Annotated in this window: 27 protein-coding genes; 9 read left to right on the top strand and 18 right to left on the bottom strand. The window is 71.0% G+C overall.

Features of this window, described 5'->3' with window-relative positions; genetic code table 11:
• The first annotated feature begins 29 nt into the window (after positions 1-29).
• Positions 30-701, top strand: a complete 672-nt coding sequence (locus tag SRB17_RS17370; RefSeq protein ID WP_153539454.1) for a class I SAM-dependent DNA methyltransferase — start codon at positions 30-32, stop codon at positions 699-701.
• A 2-nt stretch (positions 702-703) separates the two neighbouring features.
• On the opposite strand, the gene SRB17_RS17375 is transcribed toward SRB17_RS17370, so the two are convergent.
• Together SRB17_RS17375 and SRB17_RS17380 are read right to left on the bottom strand one after the other, a co-directional pair.
• Complete coding sequence (locus tag SRB17_RS17375; RefSeq protein ID WP_153539456.1) at positions 704-949, bottom strand: DUF397 domain-containing protein; 246 nt, start codon at positions 947-949, stop codon at positions 704-706.
• A complete protein-coding gene (locus tag SRB17_RS17380; RefSeq protein WP_153539909.1) occupies positions 946-1755 on the bottom strand; it encodes a helix-turn-helix domain-containing protein in 810 nt (269 codons plus the stop codon). Before SRB17_RS17380 ends, SRB17_RS17375 begins: the two co-directional genes overlap by 4 nt.
• Before the next feature lie 161 nt (positions 1756-1916).
• Between SRB17_RS17380 and SRB17_RS17385 the strand changes: the two genes are divergently transcribed.
• Positions 1917-2417, top strand: coding sequence for an ATP-binding protein (locus tag SRB17_RS17385; RefSeq protein WP_323375754.1), 501 nt, complete (start codon positions 1917-1919; stop codon positions 2415-2417).
• Here the strand turns inward: SRB17_RS17385 and SRB17_RS17390 are convergent.
• Positions 2341-3249 (bottom strand): LysR family transcriptional regulator, encoded by a 909-nt coding sequence (locus SRB17_RS17390; protein ID WP_323375757.1) that lies wholly within the window; start codon positions 3247-3249, stop codon positions 2341-2343. The genes SRB17_RS17385 and SRB17_RS17390 overlap by 77 nt on opposite strands.
• A 145-nt stretch (positions 3250-3394) precedes the next feature.
• Positions 3395-5347, bottom strand: coding sequence for an AMP-dependent synthetase/ligase (locus tag SRB17_RS17395; RefSeq protein ID WP_323375759.1), 1953 nt, complete (start codon positions 5345-5347; stop codon positions 3395-3397).
• A 308-nt stretch (positions 5348-5655) separates the two neighbouring features.
• On the opposite strand from SRB17_RS17395, the gene SRB17_RS17400 reads away from it, so the two are divergent.
• Positions 5656-6516 carry a MaoC family dehydratase gene (locus tag SRB17_RS17400; RefSeq protein WP_153539461.1) on the top strand — a complete coding sequence of 287 codons (861 nt, stop codon included), beginning with the start codon at positions 5656-5658 and terminating at the stop codon, positions 6514-6516.
• A gap of 92 nt (positions 6517-6608) precedes the next feature.
• On the opposite strand, the gene SRB17_RS17405 is transcribed toward SRB17_RS17400, so the two are convergent.
• The 7 genes from SRB17_RS17405 to SRB17_RS17435 all read right to left on the bottom strand — a co-directional run bounded on the left by SRB17_RS17405 (position 6609) and on the right by SRB17_RS17435 (position 11324).
• Entirely contained in the window at positions 6609-7268 is a 660-nt protein-coding gene (locus SRB17_RS17405) for a TetR/AcrR family transcriptional regulator (protein ID WP_194294032.1), read from the bottom strand.
• A 10-nt stretch (positions 7269-7278) separates the two neighbouring features.
• Positions 7279-7590 (bottom strand): DUF4229 domain-containing protein, encoded by a 312-nt coding sequence (locus tag SRB17_RS17410; protein WP_153539463.1) that lies wholly within the window; start codon positions 7588-7590, stop codon positions 7279-7281.
• A gap of 84 nt (positions 7591-7674) precedes the next feature.
• Complete coding sequence (locus SRB17_RS17415) at positions 7675-8199, bottom strand: GNAT family N-acetyltransferase (protein WP_153539465.1); 525 nt, start codon at positions 8197-8199, stop codon at positions 7675-7677.
• A 16-nt stretch (positions 8200-8215) separates the two neighbouring features.
• Entirely contained in the window at positions 8216-8875 is a 660-nt protein-coding gene (locus SRB17_RS17420; RefSeq protein WP_153539467.1) for a UdgX family uracil-DNA binding protein, read from the bottom strand.
• Between the two features lie 26 nt (positions 8876-8901).
• Positions 8902-10065, bottom strand: a complete 1164-nt coding sequence (gene mqnE, locus SRB17_RS17425; RefSeq protein ID WP_153539469.1) for an aminofutalosine synthase MqnE — start codon at positions 10063-10065, stop codon at positions 8902-8904.
• A gap of 41 nt (positions 10066-10106) precedes the next feature.
• Positions 10107-10562: an Lrp/AsnC family transcriptional regulator gene (locus tag SRB17_RS17430; RefSeq protein WP_153539471.1), complete on the bottom strand. Its 456-nt coding sequence runs from the start codon at positions 10560-10562 to the stop codon at positions 10107-10109.
• A gap of 81 nt (positions 10563-10643) precedes the next feature.
• Complete coding sequence (locus SRB17_RS17435) at positions 10644-11324, bottom strand: UbiX family flavin prenyltransferase (protein WP_323375761.1); 681 nt, start codon at positions 11322-11324, stop codon at positions 10644-10646.
• A 96-nt stretch (positions 11325-11420) separates the two neighbouring features.
• On the opposite strand from SRB17_RS17435, the gene SRB17_RS17440 reads away from it, so the two are divergent.
• Positions 11421-12029 carry a rhomboid family intramembrane serine protease gene (locus SRB17_RS17440; protein ID WP_153539473.1) on the top strand — a complete coding sequence of 203 codons (609 nt, stop codon included), beginning with the start codon at positions 11421-11423 and terminating at the stop codon, positions 12027-12029.
• Positions 12030-12047: 18 nt separating this feature from the next.
• On the opposite strand, the gene mqnP is transcribed toward SRB17_RS17440, so the two are convergent.
• Together mqnP and SRB17_RS17450 are read right to left on the bottom strand one after the other, a co-directional pair.
• Positions 12048-12950: a menaquinone biosynthesis prenyltransferase MqnP gene (gene mqnP, locus SRB17_RS17445; RefSeq protein ID WP_323375762.1), complete on the bottom strand. Its 903-nt coding sequence runs from the start codon at positions 12948-12950 to the stop codon at positions 12048-12050.
• The gene (locus SRB17_RS17450; RefSeq protein WP_153539476.1) at positions 12947-14404 is read right to left on the bottom strand and encodes a menaquinone biosynthesis decarboxylase; all 1458 of its coding nucleotides are present in this window, start codon (positions 14402-14404) and stop codon (positions 12947-12949) included. Before SRB17_RS17450 ends, mqnP begins: the two co-directional genes overlap by 4 nt.
• Positions 14405-14468: 64 nt before the next feature.
• On the opposite strand from SRB17_RS17450, the gene SRB17_RS17455 reads away from it, so the two are divergent.
• Positions 14469-14756, top strand: coding sequence for a PLD nuclease N-terminal domain-containing protein (locus SRB17_RS17455; RefSeq protein ID WP_153539478.1), 288 nt, complete (start codon positions 14469-14471; stop codon positions 14754-14756).
• A complete protein-coding gene (locus tag SRB17_RS17460; RefSeq protein ID WP_153539480.1) occupies positions 14756-15637 on the top strand; it encodes a LysR family transcriptional regulator in 882 nt (293 codons plus the stop codon). Before SRB17_RS17455 ends, SRB17_RS17460 begins: the two co-directional genes overlap by 1 nt.
• Here SRB17_RS17460 and SRB17_RS17465 read toward each other — a convergent pair.
• The 5 genes from SRB17_RS17465 to SRB17_RS17485 form a co-directional block, all read right to left on the bottom strand.
• On the bottom strand, positions 15534-16481 hold the full coding sequence (locus SRB17_RS17465) for a DMT family transporter (RefSeq protein WP_153539482.1): 948 nt from the start codon (positions 16479-16481) through the stop codon (positions 15534-15536). The genes SRB17_RS17460 and SRB17_RS17465 overlap by 104 nt on opposite strands.
• A gap of 92 nt (positions 16482-16573) precedes the next feature.
• Positions 16574-17329, bottom strand: a complete 756-nt coding sequence (locus SRB17_RS17470) for a hypothetical protein (RefSeq protein ID WP_153539485.1) — start codon at positions 17327-17329, stop codon at positions 16574-16576.
• Positions 17316-18947: a vWA domain-containing protein gene (locus SRB17_RS17475; protein ID WP_228396088.1), complete on the bottom strand. Its 1632-nt coding sequence runs from the start codon at positions 18945-18947 to the stop codon at positions 17316-17318. Before SRB17_RS17475 ends, SRB17_RS17470 begins: the two co-directional genes overlap by 14 nt.
• A complete protein-coding gene (locus SRB17_RS17480; RefSeq protein ID WP_323375764.1) occupies positions 18944-20239 on the bottom strand; it encodes a hypothetical protein in 1296 nt (431 codons plus the stop codon). The genes SRB17_RS17475 and SRB17_RS17480 overlap by 4 nt, the downstream gene beginning before the upstream one ends.
• Before the next feature lie 99 nt (positions 20240-20338).
• A complete protein-coding gene (locus SRB17_RS17485) occupies positions 20339-20671 on the bottom strand; it encodes a transcriptional regulator (protein WP_323375765.1) in 333 nt (110 codons plus the stop codon).
• A gap of 146 nt (positions 20672-20817) precedes the next feature.
• Between SRB17_RS17485 and SRB17_RS17490 the strand changes: the two genes are divergently transcribed.
• The 3 genes from SRB17_RS17490 (at position 20818) to SRB17_RS17500 (ending at position 22995) form a co-directional block, all read left to right on the top strand.
• Entirely contained in the window at positions 20818-21792 is a 975-nt protein-coding gene (locus SRB17_RS17490) for a quinone oxidoreductase family protein (protein WP_153539487.1), read from the top strand.
• A gap of 208 nt (positions 21793-22000) precedes the next feature.
• Positions 22001-22648, top strand: a complete 648-nt coding sequence (locus tag SRB17_RS17495; protein WP_323375766.1) for a DUF6232 family protein — start codon at positions 22001-22003, stop codon at positions 22646-22648.
• Positions 22645-22995 (top strand): hypothetical protein, encoded by a 351-nt coding sequence (locus tag SRB17_RS17500; protein WP_153539490.1) that lies wholly within the window; start codon positions 22645-22647, stop codon positions 22993-22995. Before SRB17_RS17495 ends, SRB17_RS17500 begins: the two co-directional genes overlap by 4 nt.
• Positions 22996-23001: the final 6 nt, after the last annotated feature.

The following is a 23001-nucleotide window of genomic DNA, read 5'->3' on the forward strand; positions in this document are numbered from 1 at the left end:
TGTCAGTGGGGTTCGCTAGCGTCCGGGGCATGCGCGATGCTTCCGACTTCCTTGCCGCCACCCGTGACTTCTACGACGCCATTGCCGAGGACTACGCCGAGCACCTCGCGGATCACCTCACGCACAGGCCGTTGGACCGGGCGTTGCTCCGTGGGTTCGCCGAGATGGTCGGCGAGGGAACCGTGGCCGACCTCGGGTGTGGTACCGGTGCGGCCACCGCGTACCTCGGCTCCCTCGGCGTCGACGTCTTCGGCCTGGATCTCTCGGCGTCCATGCTCGCCATCGCCCGCCGACGCCATCCGGACCTGCGCTTCGAACAGGGCTCGATGCTGGACCTGGCCATCGCCGACGCCTCGCTGGCCGGTGCCGTCTCCTGGTACTCCAGCATCCACACCCCGGCCGCTGAACTGCCAGCGCTGTTCGCCGAGTTCCATCGGGTGCTGCGCCCCGGCGGGCACCTCCTCGTCGCCTTCCAGGTGGGCGAGGAGCCGCGCCGCCACGACCGGCCGTGGGGCCGCCCCGTCGTGCTCGACTTCCAGCGGCGCCGCCCCGAGCGGATCGCCGCGCTGCTCGGCGACGCCGGGTTCGCGCTCGGCTCCACCACCGTGCGCGAACCGGACGAGCAACTCGGCGAAGCGGTCCCGCAGGCCGTCCTGTACGCCCGTAAGCCGGGCGCTTCCGCGGGTCCGGCAGGCGCGTAAGGCTACGAGCGCTTGGCCGCCGCCGTGAGGAAAGCGGTCCATGTGGCGGGGGTGACGGTGAGGTGGGCGGCGGGTTGCTTCGAGTCGCGGATGTGGATGGCGGTGGTGTGGGGGGCTACCTCCAGGCAGTCGCCGCCTTCGCCGCTGCTGTGGCTGGACTTGCGCCAGTTGTAGGCGAGTTCGAGGCACTGTCCGCCTTCGCCGCTGCTGTAGCTCGACTTGAACCAGGTCAACTGCTCTATGGTCATCGCTCTTCCAGCATCTTCTCGATCAGGTCCAGGGACTCGTGCGGGTTGAGAGCCTGAGCACGGATGATCCCATAGCGAGCGGCGAGAACGCGGACCTCTTCCCTGTCGGTGATCAGACGTGGGTAACCCTGACTCTCCATGTAGCACACCTGCTCCTTCCCCTTCGGCGTCAGCAGGGTGAACGAGTTGTCCAGGCACGGATGTTCCGCGCGGCCCGTCGGCATCACCTGGAGCTGCACGTTCCGCATGCGGCCGATTCGCAGCAACTGACGGAGCTGCTCCGCGTGCGCCTCCGGGCCACCGATGGGTCGTTCCAGTACAGCCTGTTCCATGACGAAGCTGAACTCCGGTGGCGGCCACTGCTCGAAAATCTGCTGGCGCGAGAGCCTGTCCGCCACCCGCTTCTCGATGGTCTCCTCGCCCAGGGGCGGGTGTCGCTGTGTGAACACCGCCCGTGAGTACGCCTCGGTCTGAAGCAGCCCCAGCACGCCCATGGTGCTGTAGTCATGAAGGGAGACCGCCTGGGCCTCCAGCGCCGCATACCCCCGGTACCACTCCGGATGCCTCGTCCGCGCCTTGGCCATCGCCTCCTCGACCTGCGGGATGACCTCGATGAACAGCCCCCCGGCGTTGAGGATTTCGTCCGCCTTCCGCAGGAACTCCGGCCTTGGTGTCCGTACGCCCCTCTCCATCGCCGAGATCTGGTCGGGGCCGTAGCCCACCAGGTCGCCGAACTCCCGCTGGCTGAGCCCCGCCCGCTCCCTGAGCAGCTTCAACTGTTTGCCGATGACGACGAAGACACCCATCGCCCCGTTGACCTCCGCAGGCGTCTCCGGCCTCCGCTCCTGCTCCCCTGTCACGCCACCCTCCGACGACTCGTACAGCAAACGAACCGCACCCGTACGACTACCCTCAGTCGCCGGCACTCCCCTGGTCAGCGTAGGGAGAACCGACCACTCTCGGTGACGTGAATCTGGAAATCTCCACCCCCACGACCGAGACCACCGAACTCGTCCAGCGCCTCAGCGCCACCCCGCTCGGCGCCCGGCTGGCCCGGCGGCTCGTCTCCACCCAGCTCGCCACCTGGGGATACCCCCACGACAGCGACCCGAACTGCACCGCGCAGCTGATCGTCGCCGAACTGGCCGCCAACGCCGTCACCCACGGTCGTGTGCCCGGCCGGGACTTCGAGCTGCGCCTGCGACTGCTCCCCGAGAGGGACACCGTGCGTATCGAGGTGAGTGACGCCCGTGGGGACCGGGAACTGCGGTTCCTGGACGGCGGGCTGGAGGACGAGAACGGTCGGGGGCTCGTCCTCGTGCTGGTGCTGTCGAGCCGGTGGGGCGTGACCCAGCGCACCGTCGGCAAAACGGTGTGGGCCGAACTCTCGCTCAGCCCGCCCCGGCGCCCGCGATCCCGGTCCGGAACTCCGCGACCGTGTGCGCGAAGGCCCGGGCCGGAGGGCTGAGGGAGTCCCAGCGGCGGACGGCCCAGCCGACGGGCAGCGGGCGCAAGCCCGGTAGCGGGACGAGCCTCAGCTCGCCCGTCCCCGGGATCGGCAGCCCCGGTACCGCGGGGACGACCGCCCGGCCCACCCCCAGCTCGGCCAGCAGCAGCGCCGTGTCCCAGTCGGCGACGCTCGTGTCGTAGGTGAAGCGGACGCCCAGTTCGGCGCAGGCCGCGTCCAGGTGGACGGCGGAGGTGGAGTTCGGGGGCAGCCGGATGAGCCGTACGCCGGTCAGGTCGGGCGCGTCGAGATGGGGCCGCCCGGCCAGCGGGTCGTCCGCGGGGACCGCGAGCAGCCACGGCAGTTCCGCGACCGTCCGCTGTTCGATGCCGCGCACCGGGGAGCCGACGGTGATCCAGGCCAGGTCCAGGGTGCCGTCGGCCAGGGCGTCGAAGGTGCCGCGCCCCGAACTGACCGTGCGGAACTCCAGGTTGACCTCGGGGTGGCGGCGGCGGAAGGCGACCACCGCCTCGGACATGAAGTGCCGGACGGTGGTGGCGCCGGTGGCGACACGGACGTACCCGCTGTGGCCGGCGAGGAGATCGCGGAGCTGCCGCACGGCGAGGTCGAGGCCCGAGATCCCCTCGGCCGCCGCGGCCTCCAGTATGCGCCCGGCCTGGGTCGGTACGACGCCCCTTGGCAGCCGTTCCAGAAGTGCCACCCCCGTCTCCCGCTCCAGCCGCTTCACGTGCTGGCTGACGGCGGACTGGGTGCAACCGAGGTCCCTGGCGACGGAACTGAGGCTGCCGGCGCGGCACACGGCCACGAACACACGGAGGTCGTCGAGAGTCACAACACCCAAGTTAACGCTTGGGGTTGGCGAGGAAACCAAAGGATTGACTGGAATCAGGGCCCGTACCAGGATCAGTGCCTGGGAACGGCCGAACCCAGGCGGCAACCCGCTTCGCGCGCGAGGAGCGGGTGCCGACCCTCGGCCCTCAGGGCCCCGCGGTCGGGCCGTAGAGGCCCTGAACCTCGGGTGCGAAGTCGGTCATGATCTGGGTGCGGCGGAGTTTCATCGACGGCGTCAGGTGGCCGGCCTCCTCGGTGAAGTCCACGGGGAGTACGGCGAAGCGGCGGATGGACTCGGGGCGCGAGACCAGCTTGTTGGCCTCGTCGATCGCGCGCTGCAGGACGGCGGCCAGCTCCGGGTCGTCGACCAGCAGTTCCGGCGGTACGGGGTGCTTGCCGATCATCTGGCGCCAGTGCACGATGCCGTCGAGGTCGAGGGTGATGAGGGCCCCGACGTACGGGCGGGCGTCGCCGACCAGCATCACCTGGGAGATCAGCGGGTGCTGGCGCAGCCAGTTCTCCAGCGGGGCCGGGGCCACCGACTTGCCGCCGGCCGTGATCAGCAGCTCCTTCTTGCGGCCGGTGATGGTGAGATAGCCCTCGTCGTCCAGTTCACCGATGTCTCCGGTGGGCAACCAGCCGTCCCGCGTCGCGGGGACGACTCCGCCGGCCTGTGGGTCCCAGTAGCCGCGCAGGACGTGGTCGCCGGAGACGAGGATCTCGCCGTCGGCGGCGATGCGGACGCGGGTGCCGGGCAGCGGCCAGCCGACCGTGCCCAGACGGGGTTTGAGGGGCGGGGTGACGGTGGTGGCGCCGGTGGTCTCGGTCAGGCCGTAGCCCTCGAAGATCTCGATGCCCGCTCCGGCGTAGAAGGCGGCGAGGCGGCGGCCGAGCGGGGAGCCGCCGCAGATGGCGTACCGGACGCGACCGCCCATGGCCGCGCGGAGCTTGCGGTAGACCAGCGGGTCGTGGAAGGCGCGGGCCGTCTTCAGGGAGCGGCTCGGGCCGCCACCGGTGCCGGTCTGCCGGGACTCCAGCGCCTCGCCGTAGCGGACGGCGACCGCCGCGGCCCGGTCGAAGGCGGCGACCCGGCCGCCCGACTCCGCCTTCGCGCGGGCCGAGTTGTACACCTTCTCCAGCATGTACGGGATGGTCAGCAGGCACGTCGGCTTGAACGCGGCGAGGTCCGGCAGCAGGTCCTCGGCGGCGAGGCTCGGCGCGTGGCCGAGGCGGACGCGGGCCCGGACGCAGGCGATGGCCACCATGCGCCCGAAGACATGGGACATGGGCAGGAAGAGGAGGACCGACGGCTCCTCGTCCTTGGCCTTGAAGACCGGGTAGAGCAGCTCGATGGCGTTGTCGACCTCGGCGAAGAAGTTGCCGTGCGAGAGGGCACAGCCCTTGGGGCGGCCGGTGGTGCCCGAGGTGTAGATGAGGGTGGCGAGGGTGTCGGGGCCCAGCATGCCGCGGCGTACGGCCACTTCGCCGTCCGGCACCTGCACTCCGGCCTCGGCGAGCCGGGTCACGTGCTCCTTGTCCATCACCCACAGATGGCGCAGGTCGGGCAGGTGCTGGAGTTCGGGGCCGAGGGCGGCGGCCTGGGGGGCGGTCTCGGTGATCAGGGCGACCGCGCCGGAGTCGTGCAGGATCCACCGGGTCTGGAAGACGGAGGAGGTCGGGTAGATCGGCACGGTGACCAGGCCGGCGGCCCAGGCGGCGAAGTCGAGCAGCGTCCACTCGTACGTCGTACGGGCCATCACGGCGATCCGGTCGCCCGGTACCAGGCCCTCGGCGATCAGTCCCTTGGCCACGGCGAGGACCTGTTCGGCGAAGTGGGCGGCCGTGACGTCCGTCCAGCGGCCGTCCTGCAGTCTGCGGCTGAGCACGATCGCGGCGGGGGCGGCGTCCGCGTTGTCGAACGGCAGGTCCGCGAGCGAGCCGTGCTTCACCGGAGGCACGAAGGGCGGTACGGACGCCTCCCGTACGGCGCCGTCCAGGCGTTGGACCCAGGGCTCCACGAGCACCGGGCGGCCGTCGTAGTCGATGGCGGAGACGGGGGTGCCGGAGGAGACGGGGGTGTTCGGGATGGGGGTGGACACGGGCGGCTCCTCTGGCGGTGCGTGTACCTGCGGTGCCTTGGCGGAAAGGGGTTACCGCAGGTTAGGGAGGTGATCGTACGGGGCCTCCGTGAGGGGGTTGTGCGGGTTCGGGGGTGGTACGGGGCCGGGGGTGTGCAGCGTCGGGGGTTATGTGACGGGGGCTCACTTTTGGGCTTCCCGCCGTGGCGGCTTCTCGTCATTGCCTGGTGCGGGTGCGTGGTGGTTGCTCGCGCGGTTCCCCGCGCCCCTTCGGGGCGCGACTCGTGCCGTAGGCTTACCGGCGGTAACATTACTCCAGAGTAAGCAGGATGGGGCTGGACGTGGTGGGTCAGTTGCTGCATCTCGCGGGTGGCGTGTTGCGTTCCCCCTTCAAGCGGCCGTCTCCGGAGGCGGAGTTCCCGCGAGAGCGGTTGGTGCTCGGCGGGGTGCGGGTCGATCAGGGGCGGCTGGTTGCCTATGAGCGGGTGTGCGGCTTTCCCACCGGCTCGGCCGACGGCGCCCTTCCCGTCACCTACCCGCACCTCCTCGGCTTCCCTCTGGCCCTGCGGCTGATGAGCGACGGGGCCTTCCCGCTGCCGCTGCCGGGGCTCGTCCACACGTCGATCGAGATCGTCCGGCACACCTCCCTTCCGGCGAGCGGGGAGTACGAACTCGCCGTGCACGTCGAGGGGCTGGCCCCGCACCGGCGCGGCACCGAGGCCACGGTGGTCACCGGGCTGCGGGCCGGCGGGGAGGTCGTATGGGAGTCGCGGAGCACGTATCTCGCGCGGCATCGCACCGGCGGGGCCGGCGAACCCCGGGCGGAGCAACGGGTTCCGCTGCCCGTCGTCGCCGAGTGGCGGCTCGCCGCGGACGTGGGCCGGCGGTACGGCGCGGCCTCCGGTGACCGCAACCCCATCCATCTGCACCCGCTCACCGCCCGCCTCTTCGGCTTCCCGCGGGCCATCGCGCACGGCATGTGGACGGTGGCCCGCTGCCTGGCCGCCCATGGCACACCCGACGCGACCGAGGTCCGGGCCCGGTTCCGGGCGCCGGTGCTGCTGCCCGGGACGGTGGCGTACGGCACGGACGGCGCCGGCCGGTTCGAACTGCGGGGTGCGGGTGCCCGGCTCCACCTGTCGGGAGAGGTGCGGCCGCTGCTTGGAGAACGCCGACCGGTGTTCGACTGAATCCCGGGTGACCAGGCTGCCTTTAGGGCGAGTTGAGGGCGTTGCTCGCGCCCACGCGGCGGAGCCGCATATCAAGCACGGCCCCGCGCCCCTCAGGTTTCTCCCGTCGGCGGAGTCCATCGGTGGCCGCTCATCAAATTTCCCAGCCCCGCCCAGGCGAAGTTCATCAGGGTGGTCGCCGCTTGTCGGGCGGTTGCACCCGGCGTTGCGTTGGCCCACGCCGCCAGGGACTCCGCCGCGCCCACCAGGGCCTCGGCGAGGCCGGCGACCTCGTGCTCGGGGAGGTCGGGGTCGCGGTGAGCCTCCCTCGCCGCTATCGCGACCAGGCGGGTGACGAACGCGACGATCTCCTTGCGCATCGTGGCGACCTCGGCCGCGAAGGGCTCGCCGTGGGTGCGGGCGTGGAGGTGGAGCACGGACCAGGCGTCGGGGTGTTCGGCGGTGTGGGCGAAGAAGGCCCCAAGGCCGTCCCAGAGCTGGCGGTCGGCGGGCAGGTCCGTGCGTACGCCGGCGCGGACCGCCTCCGTCAGGGCGGTTGCCTCGCGCCGGATGCAGGCGGTGAAGAGGTCTTCCTTGGAGTTCAGGTACAGATAGACCAAGGGCTTGGAGACGCCGGCGAGCTCGGCTATCTCGTCCATGGAGGCGGCCATGTAGCCGCGCTGCCCGAAGATGCGTACGGCGGCGTCGAGCATCTGCTGCTCCCGCACCGCACGCGGCATCCGCTTGGTCTTCGCTGCCCCTGCCCCACCCATGAGGGCAAGACTAGTTGGACGCGGCCGCCTCGCCCTGCGCCCTCGCGGCGTCGTCGACGGCGCCGTCCTCCTGGCTGCGGTTGGCCTCCAGGTTGGCCTTCATCCGGTCGACCCTGGTCACGATCTTCACGGAGGCCCGGTCCCGCTCCTTGCGCAGCGCCACCCAGCTGATCGGCGCCGACAGGACCAGGGCGAGCAGCAGCACCCACAGGCCGTTGGAGCTGCCGAAGCCGCGCGGGAAGATGCCGGAGTAGACGGCTCCCCAGACGACCACGAGGCAGCCGGCGAAGATGCCGAGGCGCATCAGCGTGTAGCGGAGCATCTCAATCCACTCGTCCGATTCCAAAAGGGGTCGTCGTCCAGTGAAGCACGGACGGGGAGGGATCTTGCAGCGGGGTCAGCGGAGTCAGTGGAGGGGCAGGAGCATGATGATGTCGTCGCGGTCGTCGCCGTGCGCCACCCGGATGGCGCCGGGGATCCGGCCGACCTCCTTGTAGCCGCAGGAGCCGTAGAACCGCTCCAGGCCGAGTCCGCCCCGGCAGGTCAGCCGGATCGCTTCGATGCCGTCGAAGGTGCGGGCCGCGTCCGCGGCGGCCGCCAGCAGGTCACGGCCGTACCCCTTGCCCTGGTGCCTCGGGTCGACCATCACCGTGTACAGCCACACCCAGTGCTGCTGGAGCCGGTGCGTGTTGAAGGCGAAGAACGCGGTCGCGGCCGGGGCGCCCGACTCGTCGCAGCCGACGAGCAGCCGGTTGCGCCCCTCGGCCATGGCCGCGAAGTGCTTCACCAGCTCCGGCCGGACGTCCTCCCGGCTCACCGGCGGTACGAAGCCCACGGCGCCGCCCGCGTTCGAGACGTCCGTCCACAGGTCGAGGATGCCGTCGCGCAGGGCCGGGGTGATGGCGGGGTCCAGCGTGAAAGTAAGTGGCATGCGGGCAGTGTAGCCATTACCCGAGGGCGCGTGCAGCCACTTTCAGATCGGCGACCAGCCCCTGGTACGCGGCCTTCCTGTCCTCGTCGTCCTGCGCCCGCAGCACGGAGGACGGGTGCACGGTGGGCACCAGCCGCTCGGGCCGCCCGTGGATCTCGCGCTCCAGGACGGTCCCGCGCACCTCGCCCACCCGGAACGACGACCCCAGCAGCGCCTTCCCGGCCGTCGCGCCCAGCACCACGATCAGCTCGGGCTCGACCAGCGCCAGCTCCGCCGCGAGCCAGGGGCCGCAGGCGGTCATCTCGCGCAGGCTCGGCGCCTTGTGGATCCGGCGCTTGCGCGGCTCGGCCCGGGTGAACTTGAAGTGCTTGACCGCGTTGGTCACGTAGGCGTCGCCGGGATCGATACCGGCTTCCGCGAGCGCCTTGTCCAGCAGCCGCCCGGCCGGACCGACGAACGGCTTGCCCTGCCGGTCCTCCTGGTCGCCGGGCTGCTCACCGACGAGCATCACGCGCGCGTGCGCGTTGCCCGCCCCGAACACCGTCTGGGTGGCGTTCTCGTGCAGGGGGCAACCACGGCAGTCGGCAGCGGCCTTGCGCAGGGCGGTGAGACCGGCGCCCTCAGGGACGAAGGGGGCGGCGGTGTATGCGTCCTCGGGGGCCTTCGTAGCAGCCATGCGTGCCGGGTACCCCCGCCGAAAAGTCAGACCCGCATCGGCTGCGGCGACTCCCTGCGCGCCGGGTCGGGGCCGTCGTACTCGCGGATGATCTCGTACCGCGTGTTGCGCTCCATCGGACGGAAGCCGGCGTCGCGGATCAGGTCCAGCAGATCCTCGCGGGTCAGCTTGTTCGGGGTGCCGTAGTTGTCCGCGTCATGCGTGATCTTGTACTCGACCACCGAGCCGTCCATGTCGTCCGCGCCGTGCTGCAGGGCCAGCTGGGCGGTCTGCACGCCGTGCATCACCCAGAAGACCTTCACGTGCGGGACGTTGTCGAACAGCAGCCGGGAGACCGCGAAGGTCTTCAGGGCCTCCGCGCCGGTCGCCATCTGGGTGCGGGCCTGGAGGGTGTTGCGTACCTTGCCGTCCTTCATGTCCACGAAGTCGTGCTGGTAGCGCAGCGGGATGAAGACCTGGAAGCCGTTCGTCTCGTCCTGCAGCTCGCGCAGGCGCAGGACGTGGTCCACGCGGTGGCGGGGCTCCTCGATGTGGCCGTACAGCATGGTGCACGGGGTCTTCAGACCCTTCTCGTGCGCCAGGCGGTGGATGCGGGACCAGTCCTCCCAGTGGGTCCGGTGGTCCACGATGTGCTGCCGGACCTCCCAGTCGAAGATCTCCGCGCCGCCGCCGGTCAGCGACTCCAGGCCCGCGTCGATCAGCTCGTCCAGGATCTCCGAGGCGGACAGGCCGCTGATCGTCTCGAAGTGGTGGATCTCCGTAGCCGTGAAGGCCTTCAGGGAGACGTTCGGGAGGGCGGCCTTCAGCTCGCGCAGCGAGCGGGGGTAGTAACGCCACGGCAGGTTCGGGTGCAGGCCGTTGACGATGTGCAGCTCGGTGAGGTTCTCCGACTCCATCGCCTTGGCGAGCTTGACGGCCTCCTCGATGCGCATCGTGTACGCGTCCTTCTCGCCCGGCTTGCGCTGGAAGGAGCAGTAGGCGCAGGAGGCCGTGCACACGTTGGTCATGTTGAGGTGCCGGTTGACGTTGAAGTGGACCACGTCACCGTTCTTGCGGGTGCGCACCTCGTGGGCGAGACCGCCGAGCCACGCCAGGTCGTCCGACTCGTACAGCGCGATGCCGTCCTCGCGGGACAGCCGCTCACCGGAGCGGACCTTCTCCTCCAGCTCGCGCTTGAGCCCGACGTCCATGCCAACACGCCCTTTCTACGACAGCCCGACCAACGGTATCCCTAGACCTCTTCGGGCAGTTCCCCGACCCGGTTCTCCCACTTGGTGGAGAGCACGATCGTGGTACGGGTGCGCGAGACGCCCTTGGTGCCGCTGAGCCGGCGGATGATCCGCTCCAGGCCGTCCACGTCCGCGGCCCGCACCTTGAGCATGTAGGAGTCGTCGCCGGCGATGAACCAGCAGTCCTCGATCTCCGGGAGGTCCCGCAGCCGCTGGGCCACGTCCTCGTGGTCGGCGGCGTCGGAGAGCGAGATGCCGATCAGCGCGGTGACGCCGAGGCCGAGGGAGGCCGCGTTCACCGTGGCGCGGTAGCCGGTGATGACACCGGCCGCCTCGAGACGGTTGATGCGGTCGGTGACGCTGGGGCCCGACAGGCCGACGAGGCGCCCCAGCTCCGCGTACGAGGCCCGGCCGTTCTCCCTCAGGGCCTGGATGAGCTGCCTGTCCACCGCGTCCATGCGATCGAAGCCTTCCACTGAAGAGGTCTGAAGAGTTCCTGAAGTGATGAGACGTACTGCCAAGACGTACCGCGACGTGCGCTACCGGTCCGTGCCGCCGCCCAGTTCGCCCTTCCAGCGCCGGTACAGGCCGTGCCCGACGCCCGCCGCGTCCAGCACCCGCCCGGCGACGAAGTCCACCAGGTCCTGGATGTGGGTGGCCCCCGCGTAGAAGGCGGGCGAGGCCGGTACGACGCTCGCCCCGGCGTCGTCCAGCGCCACGAGGTGCCTCAGGGTCTGGCCGTTCAGCGGGGTCTCGCGCACGGCCACGACAAGGGGGCGGCGCTCCTTGAGGGTGACGCTCGCCGCCCGCTGCAGCAGATCCTTGGACAGGCCCAGCGCGACACCCGCCACACAGGCCGTCGAGGCGGGCACGATCAGCATCCCCTTCGCCGGGTACGACCCCGAGGACGGCCCGGCGGCGAGGTCGCCCGCGCTCCAGTACCGCACCCCGCTGATGTCCACGTCGAAGGTCCCGGGCTTGCCGTCGGCCCCCCGGGCCAGCCATTCCCGCAGGTCGTCCTGCCAGTGGGCGTCCCGGAACGAGATGCCCGTCTCGTCCAGCAGCGTCAGCCGCGAGGCGCGGGAGACCACCAGATCCACGCTCTCCCCCGCAGCGAGGAGCGCACGCAGCACGGCGGCGGCATACGGGGTGCCGGATGCGCCGGACACCCCTACGATCCAAGGCGTACGCGACGTCTCTCCTGGCTTGACTCGGTTCACGACACCGAGCCTATCCGGCGTCGCAAGGCGGGATCGATCCGGCCGAGGGGGGCCGGGCCCGCCGCAGACGCACACGGACGAGGGGTGGGGATGGTCATGCCGGGCACCGGGCTGGAGTGGTCGCAGCGGGACCGCGCGAAGGCGGCCGCCAAGCTGATGCTGGGCTGGGTGGCGCTGTTGTGGCTGCTCGAAGTGGTCGACACGGTCAGCGGCCACGCCCTGGACGGCTTCGGGATCATGCCGCGCACCGCCTCCGAACTGATCGACATCGTGCCCGCCGCCTTCGTCCACTTCGGCTTCGGCCATGTCGCCGCCAACAGTGTGCCCCTGCTGGTCTTCGGCTTTCTGGCGGCCCTCGGCGGTCTGCGCCGGTTCGCGGCGGTCTGCGCCCTGGTCATCGTGGTCGACGGCCTGGGCGTCTGGCTCGTGGCCCCGGCGCACAGCAACACGGCGGGCGCCTCCGGACTGATCTTCGGCCTCTTCGGCTTTCTGCTGGTCGGCGGCTTCGTCGAGCGCCGGCCACTGAACATCCTGGCCGGCCTGCTGGTCGGCGCCGTCTGGGGCACCTCGATCCTCACGGGGCTCGCCCCCTGGCAGGCCCACGTCAGCTGGCAGGGCCATCTCATCGGGCTGGCGGCGGGTGTGGCGGCGGCGTTCCTGTTCCGGCGCCGGAGGGGAAGCGAGCGCGCCGAGCTCGTGCCGTAGTGGCGCCGGCGCCGCCGGTCAGAGGCTCAGCCCCCGCACCAGCAGGTCGAGCAGCGCGCACACGAACAGGGCGATGCCGATGAAACCGTTGACGCTGAAGAAGGCCCTGTTCAGGCGGGAGAGGTCGTGCGGCCGGACGATCGAGTGCTCGTAGAGGAACGCGCCCGCGACGATCAGCAGGCCCAGCCAGAAGAAGGCACCCGCGCCGGTGGCGACGCCGTACCAGACGAACAGCGCCGTCGTGATCGCGTGGCAGGCCCGTGCGCCCCAGATGGCCGCCGGGATGCCGAAGCGGGCCGGGACCGACATGACGCCGATCTCGCGGTCGGTCTCGATGTCCTGGCAGGCGTAGATCAGGTCGAAGCCGCCGATCCAGATGCCGACGGCGAGGCCCAGGATGGCCGCGTCCCAGGACCAGGTGCCGGAGATGGCGAGCCAGCCGCCGACCGGGCCCATGGCCTGGGCGAGGCCGAGGATCGCCTGCGGGAAGTTCGTGAACCGCTTGCCGTAGGGGTAGATCACCATGGGGATCACCGCCACCGGCGCCAGGGCCAGGCACAGGGGGTTGAGGAGGGCCGCCGCGCCCAGGAAGATCACCAGGGCGATCAGGGCGCCGGTCCAGGCGTGCCGTACCGACATCGCGCCGGTCACCAGCTCGCGGTGGGCCGTACGGGGGTTCCGGGCGTCGATCTCGCGGTCGATGATCCGGTTGACCGCCATCGCGAACGTGCGCAGGCCGACCATGCAGACGGTGACCAGCAGCAGCCGGCCCCAGTGGATGTTCCTGTCCCACTCGTACATCGCCGTGAGGGAGGCGATGTAGGCGAAGGGCAGTGCGAAGATCGAGTGCTCGATCATCACCAGGCGCAGAAAGGCCTTCGTGCGTCCCGGCTGGGGGATCGCGGCGGAAGCGCTGCTCACAGGCCGTACTCCTTCCAGCGGCGGTCCACCAGGGCCGCCGTAGCCGGGTCCGACAGGACCATGTCCGGCCAGCCCCCGTCGCGGGTGTAGCCCTCCTCGGGCCACTTCTTCGTCGCGTCGATGCCCGCCTTGCCGCCCCAGAACTGCTGGTAGGAGGCGTGGTCGAGATGGTCGACAGGGCCTTCGACGACGGTGAGGTCACGGGCGTAGTCGGTGTTGCCGAGGGCACGCCAGGCGACCTCGTGCAGATCGTGCACGTCGCAGTCGGAGTCCACGACCACGATCAGCTTGGTCAGGGACATCATGTGGGCGCCCCAGATCGCGTGCATGACCTTCTGCGCGTGCTTGGGGTACTTCTTGTCGATCGAGACGATCGCACAGTTGTGGAAGCCGCCGGCCTCGGGCAGGTGGTAGTCCACGATGTCCGGGACGATGATCTTCAGGAGCGGGAGGAAGAAACGCTCCGTCGCCCGGCCGAGGGGCCCGTCCTCCGTCGGCGGGCGGCCGACCACGATCGACTGGAGCAGCGGGCGCTTCCGCATGGTCACACAGTCGATCTTCAGCGCCGGGAAGGGTTCCTGCGGGGTGTAGAAGCCGGTGTGGTCGCCGAACGGGCCCTCGGGCAGCATCTCGCCCGGCTCCAGCCAGCCCTCCAGGACGACCTCGGCGTTCGCCGGCACCTGGAGCGGGACCGTCTTGCAGTCGACCATCTCGATCCGCCTGCCCGCGACGAACCCGGCGAACAGGTACTCGTCGATGTCGCCGGGGAGGGGAGCGGTGGAGGCATAGGTGACGGCGGGCGGGCACCCGAAGGCGATGGCGACGGGCAGCCGCTCGCCCCTCTTCGCGGCCACCTGGTAGTGGTTGCGGCTGTCCTTGTGGATCTGCCAGTGCATGCCGATGGTGCGCCTGTCGTGGCGCTGGAGGCGGTAGAGCCCGAGGTTGCGGACGCCCGTCTCCGGGTCCTTGGTGTGCGTGAGCCCCAGGTTGAAGAAGGAGCCGCCGTCCTTCGGCCAGGTGAACAGCGCCGGGAGCCGGTCGAGGTCCACCTCGTCGCCGTGCAGGACGACCTCCTGCACGGGGGCGCTGTCGGATTTGACCTTCTTCGGCGGCACGTGGGTCATCGCGCCGAGCTTGCCGAAGGCCTCGCGCACACCGACGAAGCCGTGCGGCAGCTCGGGCCGCAGCAGGCCGCCGATCTTCTCGGAGATCTCGCCGTACGACTTCAGGCCGAGCGCCTTCAGCAGGCGGCGGTCGGTACCGAAGACGTTCATGGCGAGGGGCATCGCCGAGCCCTTCACGTTCTCGAAGAGCAGGGCGGGGCCGCCGGACTTCTGCACCCGGTCGACGATCTCCCCGACTTCCAGATACGGGTCGACCTGGGCCTTGATGCGTTTGAGGTCGCCCTCGCGCTCCAGCGCCCGCAGCAGGGAGCGAAGATCGTCGTAAGCCATGCGGTCAAGTATCGCCGACCGAAAGAAACGGACGGCGACGGGGCGCTCGTATACGCTGCACGCCATGCTCAGGTATCTGCCGTTCCTGCTGGTGCTGGCGCTGTGGATCTATGCCTTCGTGGACTGTCTGAACACCCCTGAGGAAGAGGTGCGGCATCTGCCGAAGGTGATGTGGGTGATCATCATCCTGCTCTTCGGGGAGGTGCTGGTCGGACCGGTGGCCTGGCTGATCACCGGCCGGGCCCGGCAGCCGGTCCCGGCGGGCGCCGCCGCGCCCGGGCAGTGGATCGCCCCCGACGACAACCCCGAGTTCCTCAAGTCCCTGAAGAAGGACGACCCCGAGCAGGGCTGATGGAACTCCGGCTGCTCCTCACCTTCGAGAAGGTCGCCACGGTGCTGAGCTTCACCCAGGCCGCGGCCGAGCTGTCGTACGCGCAGTCCAGCGTGACCGGTCAGATCCGCACCCTGGAGTCCTCCCTCGGCGTCGAGCTGTTCGACCGGCTCGGCAGCCGGATCCGGCTCACCGAGGCCGGTGAGCGGCTGTTGCCGTACGCCCGGCAGATCATCGAGCTGACGGAGGAGGCCCGGGCGGCCGTCGTCGAGCCGGAGGAGCCGTCCGGCACCCTCACCGTCGGCACCATGGAGTCCCTGACCTCCTACCGGCTGCCGCCGCTCCTGGAGTACTTCCACCACCGCCACCCCAAGGTGCGGCTCGCGCTGCGCACCACCATCGGCGACGAGACCCGCCAGGCACTGCGTCAGGGCACCTACGACGTCGGCTTTCTGATGGAGGAGGAGACCGAGCACCCGGGGCTGGAGTCCGCCGTGCTCGCGGTGGAGCCGCTGGCGCTGGTCGCGGCGCCGGGGCACGCGCTGAGCGACTCCCCCGTGACGACCGCCGGCCTGACGGGTCAGCCCCTGCTGGCCACCGAGCCCGGCTGCGCCTACCGGGACCTGTTCGAGCGGGAGCTCACGTCCGTCCGGCACGTGGACTTCATGGAGTTCGGCACGATCGAGGCCACCAAGCGCGCGGCGGCGGCCGGCCTCGGGATCGCGCTGCTGCCCGAGGTGACGGTCGCCGCCGAACTCGCGGAGGGTTCTCTCGTACGACTGGACTGGGAGCCGCCGTTCACGCTTCGCACGCAGCTGGCGTGGCGGGCCGGGAAGCGGCTTCCGGCGCATGCACGGCTGTTCGTGGAGCGGGCGCGGACACTCGTGGCCGAGCAAGCGTGACCTTCAGGCTCGCCGTCACGATCAGCGGGACGCCGAGCGCCTGGACGAGCCCGATGTGGTGGCCGTAGACCAGCCAGTCCATCAGCATCGCCACGGCCGGGTACACGAAGGCCAGTACGGCGATCTTCGCGGTCGGCAGCTCGGCGTACGCGGCGTACATGAGGACGTACATCACCCCGGTGTGGATCAGCCCGAGTCCGACCAGCCAGCCCCAGTCCCAGCCGGTCCCCCGCATCGCGCCGAAGTCCGCGAAGGGCAGCAGCAGCGGGATGCCGACGAGGACCTGGACGAGGGCGATCAGGTGCGGGCGGACACCGGTGATCCGCTTGGTGACCAGCGTGGACAGGCCGTAGAGCAGGGCGGCGAGGAGGGCCTGGCCGATGCCGAGCAGGTACGAGCCTCCGCTCGTGAAGTCGCCGGGGGTGACGCCCGAGACCAGGACCAGCCCGGCGAAGGCCACGGCGATCCAGCCGACCTTCGCGGCGGTGAGCCGTTCGCGGAACAGCAGGGCGCCGAGGACGACCACGTAGAAGGGCTGCGTGTGGTAGACGACCGTGGCCACCGAGATGGACGTGTTCCGGTACGACGAGAACAGCAGCACCCAGTTGAGGACGATGAACACCCCGCCGAGCACGGCGAGTCCGAGCGTGCGGCGCGTGAAGCCGTGGTCGCGCAGCCAGCCGCGGGCGGCGACATAGCCGCCGAGCGCGAGCGCGCCGAACAGGACGCGGAAGAAGACGACGTCGAAGGGCGAGGCTCCCGACTCGACGACGAACACGCCGAGGGTGCCGGAGAGCATCATGGCGGTGGTCAGCTGGGCCGTGCCCCTGGTCTCTGAGGTCATGCCGATGACGCTACGAACAGCCCCCGGCTCCGGTCCACGCGCCAGTGCGGGGCGCTGCCGATGGGGGTATCGGCCGTGCCGATACCCCCAGTTCACTGGAAGACGGCCACCGGGTACTGGAGCACGACCTCGCGGGTGTCGGGACGCCAGGTCGTCACCTTGCCCAGGCAGTGGGCCTGGAACTGGCCCTCGGGCAACTGCCGGTCCGCGGTGCGCAGTCCGTCGACGCGCAGGACGACCCGCAGGTGCGCGGACTGCGCGCCGTCTCCGTAGGGGGCCCGCATCACCAGGGTCTCACCGTGGGCGCCCTGCGCCTCGAACCGGCCGTTGATCATGACGAACTCGCCGATCTCGCTGAGCGCCACCTCACCGGCGACCCCCGTCCCGAGCAGGGCGCGGTTCGGCGTGACCGTCGCGGAGCCCGGCCGCAGCCGCACCTGCGCGAGCGCGTCCTTGCGCTGCAGAACGGACAGCAGCAGGCCGAGCACCGAGATCGGCTCGGCCTGCTCCACGTACGTGGCGACGACCTCGGTGGTCCTGTCCCCGGACAGCTGGAACAGCAGCGACACCAGCGGGATCACCGCCAGGCAGCCGGTGTTGCGCACCCGCCGCTCCTCGACCTCCCTGCGCAGCGCCGACCGGTAGTTGCCCATCTTGAACAGGCCCATGACGGCGTCCGTGTCCAGGTACAGCGGAAGGTAGTTGGGGTCCTCGGGTACCTTCCTGATCCGCCCGAGGGCCTGCCGTACGACGAGCACGGCCAGCACGAGAAGGCCGGCGAAACCCACCAGCCACCATGTCATCGCGCCCCACCAGGCGCTCCACCAGGTGCCGTCAAGAACAGCCACGGATCTCCTTGAACGCGGTCGACAGGGACGAGTGCCGGGCGTCGACCATGCGGCCGCCGGTCACCGAGGCGACCTGGCGCAGTTCGGTCGCGTCGGCGTCACCGAAGTGGACGGGGTAGGTGTGCACGGCGCGGGCGTCGGCCGGCCGGGCCCGGTAGCGGCTGACGAAGGTCGCGCGGTCGATGCCCGCGTTGTTCTCGCCGTCGGTCATCAGCACGACGGCCACGGCCCGCCCCGGGTCCTCGCGCAGGGTCGTCTCCGCGGCGCCGTAGCCGTGGTCCAGAGCGGACCACACGGCCGTCGAGCCGTCGTAGCCGCCGTCGGCGACGAAGTCCGTCAGGGCCCTGAGGTCGGCGTCGCCGTGCACGGTGACGGTGCGCTCGTCCAGCGGGCGCCCGCCGAAGCGGATCACGGTCAGCTTCTCGCCCTGGTAGAAGCGCACGAACTTGCCCGTGGCGGAGGAGTCCGCCCCGCTGAGCCCCGCGAACGCCGCCCTGAGCGCGGTGGTCCGGGAGCCCCGCATGGAGGCGGAGAAGTCCAGCAGGAAGATCACCTGGTCGGCGACGCGGCGCCGGGGGTCGCCGTAGTCGGCGAGGAGCCGGTCGAGGACGGCCGGGTCGTCCGGGAAGTACAGGGCGTTGTCCAGGGGCGCGGTGAGCCGGGGGTCGCGGGGCACCTCGGTACTGACCGGGCGGCGCAGCGTCCGCCGCATGATCTCCCGCTGGTGGTCGGCGGCGGTCAGCCACTTCACCACCCGGTCGTAGGCGTCCCGGCCACGCTGGTCGAGCAGCAGCAGCGGATAGTCGGACAGCACCATGCCGTCGGCCGGGTGGACGATCTCCAGGGGCTGCTTGAGGCGGCCGGAGGCGTTCAGGGTGAGCAGTTCGGACTCGTAGGTGATCAGGGCGTTGGTGCGGCCGGGGTGCTCGGCGAAGGAGTCCAGCAGGGCGTGGGAGCTCTCGGCCGTCAGGGTCTGCCCGGAGCGGAAGCCGCGCAGCCGGTCGCAGCTGACGTCCTGCGGGCGCAGCGCGCTGCCGGTGCCGGCCGCGGCGGTGGCGACGCCGACCAGCGCCGAGAGCCCGCTGTTGCTGTGCCGGGGGTCGGCCATGCCGAACCGTACGGTGCCGGTGGCGGCGGCGTCGGCGAGGTCCGCCCAGGACAGGCGTCCGCCGGGCGCCTTGGCGCGCAGCGTGCGGGCCACGTCGCGGGTGAGGCCGACGACGACCGGGGAGCGCATGATCGAGGTGCTCTGCACGACGGTGGCCGGGTGGCTGCCCGCGGCGGCCTTCTTGGCCTTCAGCCGGAAGTAGCGGTCGGAGGACAGCCAGGCCAGGTCGTAGGAGTGGCGGCCGGTCAGCAGGGTGTCGCTCGCATCGTTGGTCGCCCGGTAGTCCATGTCGAGGCGGACCCCGGTGTCCTGCCGCAGCTGGTCCAACAGGGGCCGCATGTCGGTGAGTTCGTCGCTGGCCAGGACGTGCAGGGTGGTGTCGGGGCCGTCGCCCCCGCCGGAGCAGGAGACGAGACCGCCGAGCGCGGCGAGCAGGACCAGGCACAGGGCGGCCCGCAGTCCACGGGCGGCCATGGCGCCGCGGGCGGTCATGATGCCGCGGGCGGTCATGGTGCCTCCCCGCCGGCCGCCGACTGTGCCACGGGGTCGCAGTCGCCGACGATCTCGATCATCTTCTCCAGCAGATCGAGCCGGGGCAGCACCGCCTTGGTGTCGTCGTCCGACAGGACGGGCGCCTGGATGTGGTGGTCGGTGAGGAACCGGGTCAGCGAGTCGCTGGTGGCGGAGGCGCCCTCGGCATCGCGGACCCGGAAGCCCAGCTCCATCGCCCGCTGCTGCAGCGCCGGGTCCTTGCTGATCAGGTCGCCGAGCCGGTCGCCGTCCGGGGTGAGCGCGATGAGCTGCGGCTCGGTGATGAACCGCGCCGACGGGTAGAGGAGCACGCGCTCGCTGTCGACATGCCCGGTGTCGGCCTGGGTGGCGATCTGGTGAGCCAGGAACTGGTGCTCGTAGATCACCGCGATCGGCGCGATGCTCTTGCCCTCGGCGGAGACGTAGGTCTCGTTCTTCTCGGAGGACGGCATGCCCTGGTCGTTGAGGAGGAGCCTTATCCGCTCGGCGAACCGGGTCGCCTCGGCCGCGTCCTGCGGGATGTTGTCGTGGTTCCAGACGTAGGAGACGAGCCCGAGATAGGTGCCGGCGGAGTTGGCCTCGCAGATGTCGGAGGTCTGGGCGAGCACCTTGTTGCCGTTGTGGATGCCGTGCCGGTCGATGCCGACGCGGTGGCCGTCCCGGCCGGTGCCGAGCGTGTCCCAGCGCCGGTTGTCGGCGGTCGCCTGCAGGAACTTCTGCATGTTCAGCGAGTAGTAGAGCGGCTTGGATCCGGCGGGCACCCCCGGTAACGGGGTGGCGATCCCGGCGTCCTGCAGCGTCTCGGCGTACTCGCGGTAGGTGCCGAGCACGACCGGGCTGACGAACGGGCGGTACGTCGTCGCCGGGTGACCCTCGGCCGCGCGCTTCCTGGTGATCAGGTCGGCGGCGGGCTGCCCGGAGGGGAAGACGACGTCGTAGCCGTCGTAGCTCTGGGCGGCGATCCCGCGCGAGCCCATGCGGGTGATGTGCACGCGGAAGCCGTGCCGCACGAGCAGCCGCTGGACCTCGGGATCCTCGAAGTAGTCGGCCTTCGAGGCCATCTTGGCCTCGATCGTGACGATGTGGGTGAGGGGCAGGCCGACGTGGCCCTGCGCGAGGACGACGATCGCGCACAGGGCGGTGACGGCGGCGACGGCGCGCGGGAACCACCGGCGCGCCGTGGCGACCGGCGCGCGCGCCGGCTCCCCGACCCGCAGCCGGGGCTCGCCGGTCTGACGGGGTCTTTCGGTCTCGGCTCTGTGTGTGGCCACCCGTGTCTCCTGCGTCAGCGGGGACAGGATCGTCCGCCGACCGGACGATGACCGATGGAACGCCCAACCAACCCTGGGCAAAGGAAATGTGAAGAACCGTCAGGAGGGCTGGTCGGCACGCAGCACGAGGCCGAGCAGCCCCGGGAAGCGGGCCTCGAACTCGGCCCGGCGCAGGCGGTTGACCCGCCGGGGCCCCTCGTCCCGCTGCTCCACCAGGCCGGCCCCGCGCAGCACCGCGAAGTGGTGACTGAGGGCGGCCTTGCCGACCGGCACGTCGAAGCTGCCGCAGCTGCGGGTCCAGTCGCCGGAGCCGGCCAGCTCCCTGACCAGGGTCAGGCGCACGGGGTCGGCGAGGGCGGCGAGCGCCGTGAGGACGGGCACGTCGTCGGGGTGGGTGTGCTCCGGGGCGGCCCGGTGACTGCCGGCGGCCACGTCACGCTCCCCTCTTCCGCTTCTTCCGCTTCTTCCGCATCTTCCGTATCCGCTTGCCGAGTGTTCGATGAAAACCATACACTCACGAGTGTTCGCTTTTGATTGAACAGTCGGACCGAGCAGTCGAGTCGAGCCAGGGGTGTGTCATGCGCGCGGTGGAGTTCCCGGAGTACGGCGGTCCCGAGGTGCTGCGGCTGGTGACGGCCGAGGTGCCGGAACCCGGCCCGGGGCAGGTGAGCATCGACGTGGCCTACACCGGCGTGAACTTCGCCGACCTCAAGGCCCGCGCGGAGGGCTACCGGGTGCCCGCACTGCCCTACGTGCCCGGCCTGGAGGTCTCCGGCCGCGTCCGTGCGCTCGGGGCCGGCGTCACGGACCTGGCCGTCGGCCAGGAGGTGGTCGCGCTCACCGAGGGCGGCGCGTACGCGGAGGTGGCGGTGGCCGAGGCGTCGACCGTCTTCCCGGTCCCCGCCGGCCTGGACCTGCGCACCGCCGCGGCCCTGCCGACGGTCCTGCCCACGGCGTACGCCCTCGTCCACACCGTCGGCCGGCTCCAGCCCGGCGAGTCGGTCCTCGTCCAGGGCGCGGCCGGCGGGGTCGGCACGGCGGTCGGGCAGCTCGCGCGGGCGGCGGGCGCCGGGGCGGTGTACGGGGTGGTGTCCTCGGCCGCGAAGGCCGCCCACGCCAAGCAGCACGGCTACGACGAGGTGTTCGTCGGCGCCTTCCAGGAGCCGGTGCGCGCGGCGACCGGCGGGCGCGGCGCCGACCTGGTGCTGGACCCCGTCGGCGGCGACACCCTGCGCGCCGGACTGGCCTCGCTGGCGGTCTTCGGACGCCTGGTCTCCTACGGCAACGCGAGCGGCGCCGAGCCGTGGAGCGTGGGCCAGCCCGAGCTGTACCCGCTCGGCGTCTCGGTCTCCGGCTTCTCCATCCTGAGCCTGGCCCGCACCGCGCCGGACGCGCTGCGGCGGCTGACGGAGCGAGCGTTGGCGAGGGCGGTCGACGGCACGGTGACCCTGCCGGTGATGGCCGAGTTCCCGCTCGCCCGGGCGGCGGAGGCGCACCGGCTGATGGGCGGACGGTCCAGCACCGGGAAGCTGCTGCTGCGCGTGGCGGACTGATCCTTCGTCAACTGTTCCCGAATCCTTCGCACTTCGCCGCCCATAACGACTTGCCATCCCCCACCACGGGTGTCGTTAATGGTCGTCACGAGTTGCGAGGGATCATCCGACCTCTGGGGGACAGAAGCAGATGCAGAACGGCCAGCCGCCCGAGCGCCCGGCCCAGGATCCGCCACCCGCACCCGCGCGGCCGACATCCACACCCACCGTGCCGGCCCCGACATCCCAGCCCACCGCACCGGCCGCCGGGCCCGCCGCGGCGCCGGGCATGCCGGACGTCCCCGCGCCGCCGGCGCATCCGGCGCCGGTCCGGCTCGACCTGCGGGTCAGCAAGCGGATCCTGTGGATCGGGGCGGCGGTGTACCCGCTGGCGAACATCGCCCGCGTGTACACCTTCGTCATGCGCCCCAAGCGCAAGGAGGCGGTGCTGCGGTTCCTGCGGTACACCGCCGTCACGATGATCGTCGGTTTCCTCGCGATGCTGCCGGGACTGCTGGCCTCCATCAACGCGGGCGGAGGGGGCGGCAACTCCGGCGCCGCCGGCTATGTCGTGTTCGTCTGGATCGTTGCCGCCGCCGCCGAGATCTACTTCCTGATCGAGATGATCGGCGTCCTGACCGCCGCCCCTCAGCACGTCCTCGCCATCGAGACCTCGGGCGCGTCGACCGCGCTCGTCACCAGCCAGGACCCGCGCTACCTGGACCAGATCGTCGGCCAGATCTCCTACGCCATCGATCATCCGGACGTCGAGTTCAAGGTCACGGTGGAGAGCCTCACCGTCTCGCCGAAGAACTACTACTTCGGCGACAACGTCAACATGTACGGCGGCAGCGGAAACGTGGGGATCGGCGGATGAGCGGCGGCAACTACTACTACGGCGACAACGTGAACATGTACGGCGGCCAGGGCAACCAGGGCATCGTCAAGAACCAGGTGGGCGGCGGAGCCGGGCCGGACCCGGCCCTGGTCGCCGCCCTCGCCGAACTGCACCGGCTCATCGCCGAGTTGCGGGCGCAGGTGCCGGCGCCCAGCGCCCAGCTCCTGGACGAGTCCCTGCCCGCCCTCAGCCCCGACACCGCCGTGCCCGCACAGGAGCGGCACCGGGCGCTGATGGCGATCGCGGGCATCGCCGCCACCGTAGGGGCGGTCGGCCAGCCCGTGGCCGAGGCGGTACGGGCGGTCATCGGGATGATCGGCGGATAGCGGCAA

The organism is Streptomyces sp. RB17 (assembly GCF_009604455.1).
Classification (GTDB): Bacteria; Actinomycetota; Actinomycetes; order Streptomycetales; family Streptomycetaceae; genus Streptomyces.

Coding starts and splice junctions, on each gene's coding strand:
- SRB17_RS17370 (WP_153539454.1), top strand. CDS start 30: ATGCGCGATGCTTCCGACTTCCTTGCCGCCACCCGTGACTTCTACGAC.
- SRB17_RS17375 (WP_153539456.1), bottom strand. CDS start 949: ATGACCATAGAGCAGTTGACCTGGTTCAAGTCGAGCTACAGCAGCGGC.
- SRB17_RS17380 (WP_153539909.1), bottom strand. CDS start 1,755: ATGGGTGTCTTCGTCGTCATCGGCAAACAGTTGAAGCTGCTCAGGGAG.
- SRB17_RS17400 (WP_153539461.1), top strand. CDS start 5,656: ATGGGGCTGGACGTGGTGGGTCAGTTGCTGCATCTCGCGGGTGGCGTG.
- SRB17_RS17405 (WP_194294032.1), bottom strand. CDS start 7,268: ATGGGTGGGGCAGGGGCAGCGAAGACCAAGCGGATGCCGCGTGCGGTG.
- SRB17_RS17410 (WP_153539463.1), bottom strand. CDS start 7,590: ATGCTCCGCTACACGCTGATGCGCCTCGGCATCTTCGCCGGCTGCCTC.
- SRB17_RS17415 (WP_153539465.1), bottom strand. CDS start 8,199: ATGCCACTTACTTTCACGCTGGACCCCGCCATCACCCCGGCCCTGCGC.
- SRB17_RS17420 (WP_153539467.1), bottom strand. CDS start 8,875: ATGGCTGCTACGAAGGCCCCCGAGGACGCATACACCGCCGCCCCCTTC.
- mqnE (WP_153539469.1), bottom strand. CDS start 10,065: ATGGACGTCGGGCTCAAGCGCGAGCTGGAGGAGAAGGTCCGCTCCGGT.
- SRB17_RS17430 (WP_153539471.1), bottom strand. CDS start 10,562: ATGGACGCGGTGGACAGGCAGCTCATCCAGGCCCTGAGGGAGAACGGC.
- SRB17_RS17440 (WP_153539473.1), top strand. CDS start 11,421: ATGCCGGGCACCGGGCTGGAGTGGTCGCAGCGGGACCGCGCGAAGGCG.
- SRB17_RS17450 (WP_153539476.1), bottom strand. CDS start 14,404: ATGGCTTACGACGATCTTCGCTCCCTGCTGCGGGCGCTGGAGCGCGAG.
- SRB17_RS17455 (WP_153539478.1), top strand. CDS start 14,469: ATGCTCAGGTATCTGCCGTTCCTGCTGGTGCTGGCGCTGTGGATCTAT.
- SRB17_RS17460 (WP_153539480.1), top strand. CDS start 14,756: ATGGAACTCCGGCTGCTCCTCACCTTCGAGAAGGTCGCCACGGTGCTG.
- SRB17_RS17465 (WP_153539482.1), bottom strand. CDS start 16,481: ATGACCTCAGAGACCAGGGGCACGGCCCAGCTGACCACCGCCATGATG.
- SRB17_RS17475 (WP_228396088.1), bottom strand. CDS start 18,947: ATGACCGCCCGCGGCATCATGACCGCCCGCGGCGCCATGGCCGCCCGT.
- SRB17_RS17490 (WP_153539487.1), top strand. CDS start 20,818: ATGCGCGCGGTGGAGTTCCCGGAGTACGGCGGTCCCGAGGTGCTGCGG.
- SRB17_RS17500 (WP_153539490.1), top strand. CDS start 22,645: ATGAGCGGCGGCAACTACTACTACGGCGACAACGTGAACATGTACGGC.